The sequence below is a fragment of the Marilutibacter maris genome (assembly GCF_006546735.2).
Taxonomy (GTDB): Bacteria; Pseudomonadota; Gammaproteobacteria; order Xanthomonadales; family Xanthomonadaceae; genus Marilutibacter; species Marilutibacter maris.
Genome location: NZ_VICD02000057.1, coordinates 1 through 3,211 on the forward strand (window position 1 = coordinate 1; position 3,211 = coordinate 3,211).

General features: G+C 72.7%; 3 protein-coding genes. All 3 read right to left on the reverse strand.

Annotated elements, in window-relative coordinates:
- Nucleotides 1-95: 95 nt before the first annotated feature.
- Complete coding sequence (locus tag FKV24_RS04260; RefSeq protein WP_111265040.1) at nt 96-1,148, reverse strand: AAA family ATPase; 1,053 nt, start codon at nt 1,146-1,148, stop codon at nt 96-98.
- The gene (locus FKV24_RS04265; protein WP_141481489.1) at nt 1,145-2,323 is read right to left on the reverse strand and encodes a DUF4350 domain-containing protein; all 1,179 of its coding nucleotides are present in this window, start codon (nt 2,321-2,323) and stop codon (nt 1,145-1,147) included. The genes FKV24_RS04260 and FKV24_RS04265 overlap by 4 nt, the downstream gene beginning before the upstream one ends.
- Nucleotides 2,320-3,211 (reverse strand): DUF4129 domain-containing protein (locus tag FKV24_RS04270; protein ID WP_141481490.1); only part of this gene is annotated, 892 nt, incomplete at its 5' end. The genes FKV24_RS04265 and FKV24_RS04270, both read right to left, overlap by 4 nt.

Consider the following 3,211-nt stretch of genomic DNA (forward strand, 5'->3'; position numbering starts at 1 on the left):
CGGCAGCGCGCGCGCGACCTGCACCGCCGCGCGTATCGCACGGTTGCCGGTCGCGGCGGGTCCGCCATCGCCGTTGCCGGCTGGCGCGCGCTGGGTCACTGGCGCGGCGCCTCGACCTTGGCCAGCAGCGCCTTGAGCACCGCATCGGGGGTCTGGCCCTCGATCTGCAGTTCCGGCGACAGCGCGATCCGGTGACGCAGCGCCGGCAGGGCGATCTCGCGGATGTCGTCGGGGGTGACGAAGTCGCGGCCCGACAGCACCGCCTGGGCGCGCGCGGCGCGTACCAGGGCGAGGCTGCCGCGCGGACCGGCGCCCAGCGCGATGCCGGCCCAGTCGCGGGTCGCGGCGACGATGCGCACCGCATAGTCGATCACCGCGTCGTCGACCGAGACCAGGGCGGTGCCCGCCTGCATCGCGACGATCTCCTCCGGGCCCAGCACGCATTGCACCTGCGACAGCTCGAACGCCGCCGCATTGCGGCCCTGGCTGACCGCGGCGACCATCCGCTTCTCGTCCTCGCGGTCCGGGTAGCCGATCATCACCTTCAGCAGGAAACGGTCGAGCTGGGCCTCCGGCAGCGGGTAGGTGCCTTCCTGCTCGACCGGGTTCTGGGTCGCCATCGCCATGAACGGCGGCGGCAGCGGAAAGCTCCGGCCCTCGATCGTGACCTGCAGTTCGGCCATCGCCTCCAGCAGCGCCGACTGGGTCTTGGCCGGCGCGCGGTTGATTTCGTCGGCGAGCAGCAGGTGGGTGAAGATCGGGCCGCGGCGGATGTTGAAGGTCTCGCTCTTCGGGTTCCAGACCGCATGCCCGCTGATGTCGCTGGGCATCAGGTCGGGGGTGAACTGCACGCGCGCGTAGCTGCAGTCCAGCGCCTGCGACAACGCCCGCACCAGCAGGGTCTTGCCCAGTCCGGGCACGCCCTCGATCAGCACGTGGCCGCCGGCCAGCAGCGCGACCAGGATCTGGTCGAGCACCTCCGGCTGGCCGATGAAGGCCTTGCCGACTTCGTCGCGCAGCGCGCCGGCGCGTTCGGTCAGGGCGTCGCCGGTCAGCGGCGCGCTGCCGGCCGTGGTCGCGGGCGATGCCGCGGACGGAGGGCCCGCGGTCGGGGTGTCGGGCGGCAGCGGAAGGTCGTTGGCGGTCATAGCTGATTCCTCAACCGGATCAGGGTGGCAATACGGGAACGGAACGCGACGTGGTCGCGGGCGACGGGCGTGGACAGGGCGGTGCGCACCTCGTCGGGGCCGATCGCCAGGGTGTCCTTGAAGCGTTCGGCGATCAGCGCGGCCTGCGCCTCGCCTTCCAGCGCGGCGGCCTGCGGATCGCGCCGGCGCAGGCGGGCGAGGAAGGCCGCGCGCACCGCGTCGTACAGGATGTGGGCGTAGCCATAGCGGTAGATGTGCTCGCCGCTGGCGGTCACGTGTTCGAGCAGCGAACGGCGCTCGCCGAGGGGCGAGGGGCGCCACGGTCCGAACCGCTGCATGCGCGCCCACAGCCAGGCCAGCAGGGCCAGCAACAGCGGCAGCCACGCCATCCAGCTGTTCTCGGCCAGCCAGCGCCAGAACGAGGGCATCTCGGCCGCGTACAGCAGGTGCGCGGTGCCGGCCTTCCAGTTCGGCGCCAGCAACTGCCGCGCCAGCACCACGTGCGGGCCGTCGCGCAGGTCGTCGTTGGTGAGGAAGCCGAGCCCGGCGATCACGTCGACGCTGCCCTCGCCATGCGGCAGGCGCGCGTAGACGGTGTCGCCGTCCTTGTCGCGCCATTCGTGCAGCGGTTCGATCGCGCCGACCTCGAAGCGCATGCCCTGGCAGAACTCGATGTGTTCGTCCTCGCCGGCTACCGACAACTGCACGCAGCCGCCGTTGGCGTCGTCGATGACGCTCAGGTCCAGCGCTTCCAGCAGCGGCGCCTGCAGCCGTTCGGTGTCCGCCGCCAACTGGTCGCGCGGCGGCGTGCGCACGACCAGGTGGCCGCCGGCGGCGACGAATGCCAGCAGCGCCTCGGTGTCGGTTTCCGACAGCCGGCGGGGATCGTTGAGCACGACCACGGTGTCGTCGTCGCCGAGCGCGACCTCGTCGGGGTCGAGCTGTTGGCGCGCATCGACCTTCCAGCCGTCCTCGCGCAGGGCCAGGCCGAGCACGTACAGCGGGTTGTAGGTGATCTCGCCGCTGCGCGGGAGGTCGATCTCCTTCTCGACCCGCTCGTGGGTCTGCAGCCACCAGTAGCCGAACGTGCCGGCCAGCGCCAGCACCGCGACGACGGCGAGCGCGGCCCAGGGCAGGCGCGTCGGGCGCCGTGTCGTCGTCGATGCCGCGCTCATGCGCCTGCTCCCTCCGGGGTGGCGTCGGGCGCGCCTGCGCCGGTCCAGCCGAAGCGCTCGGCGAGGGTGTCGAGCTGGTGCTGGAACGCGGCGTCGTCGGGCAGCCGGCCGGCATAGGCGGCGTACTGCCACAGCCGCACCGCCGCGGCGAAGGCATCGCGGTCGGCGGCGACCGGCATCTTGCGCGAGGCGCGCAGACAGGCGGCCTCGGTCGCGCCCGGCACCAGCACCACGCCGGTACGCGCGGTCATCGTCTCGATGCTGGCGCGGTACAGCAGCGCCAGCGCCTCGCGCTGGCGGCCCTCGGCCCACAGCCGCCGGATCGCGGTCGGGATGTCGTCGGGCAGCGGCGCCACCTCGGCGAGCGGATCGCGTGCGACCGGCTCGGGCTCGCGGCGCTGCGCATCGACCGCGCTGCGCAGCCAGACGATCCAGCGCGGCGAGGTCGCCAGCAGGATCACCGCCAGCACGCCCAGCAGCACCCACAGGCCATACGCGCCGATCAGTCCGATGATCTTGCCGATGCCCTCCAGCAGCGGCGAGTCCTCGAGCACGTCGTCCTCGTCGTCCTCTTTCTCCTCGTCGCGGTCGCGGGGCTCCCAGGTGGTCACCGTGCGCTTGGGATTGACGCTGGGGTCCTCATAGGCGCGCTCGACCGCTTCGCGCATCGAGCCGGCATCGGCCAGCGGGTGACCGAAGACGCGCGGCAGGGTGTCTTTGCGCAGGGTCTCGCGGACGCGGTCGCCGGTCGCCGCGTCGGCGGTTTCCTCATCCGTGGCCTCGTCGCCGTTCGCGCCGTGGTCGATCACGGTCTTGTCGAGGTTGCGCTGCGACAGCGGCCGTGCGCGGGCCTCGGTGGCCTCGCCGGCGTCGGCCTGCTGCGCGTGC

What these genes read in the sequence shown, in the direction of transcription:
- FKV24_RS04260 (WP_111265040.1), bottom strand. Translation starts at nt 1,148, where the DNA reads ATGACCGCCAACGACCTTCCGCTGCCGCCCGACACCCCGACCGCGGGC.
- FKV24_RS04265 (WP_141481489.1), bottom strand. Translation starts at nt 2,323, where the DNA reads ATGAGCGCGGCATCGACGACGACACGGCGCCCGACGCGCCTGCCCTGG.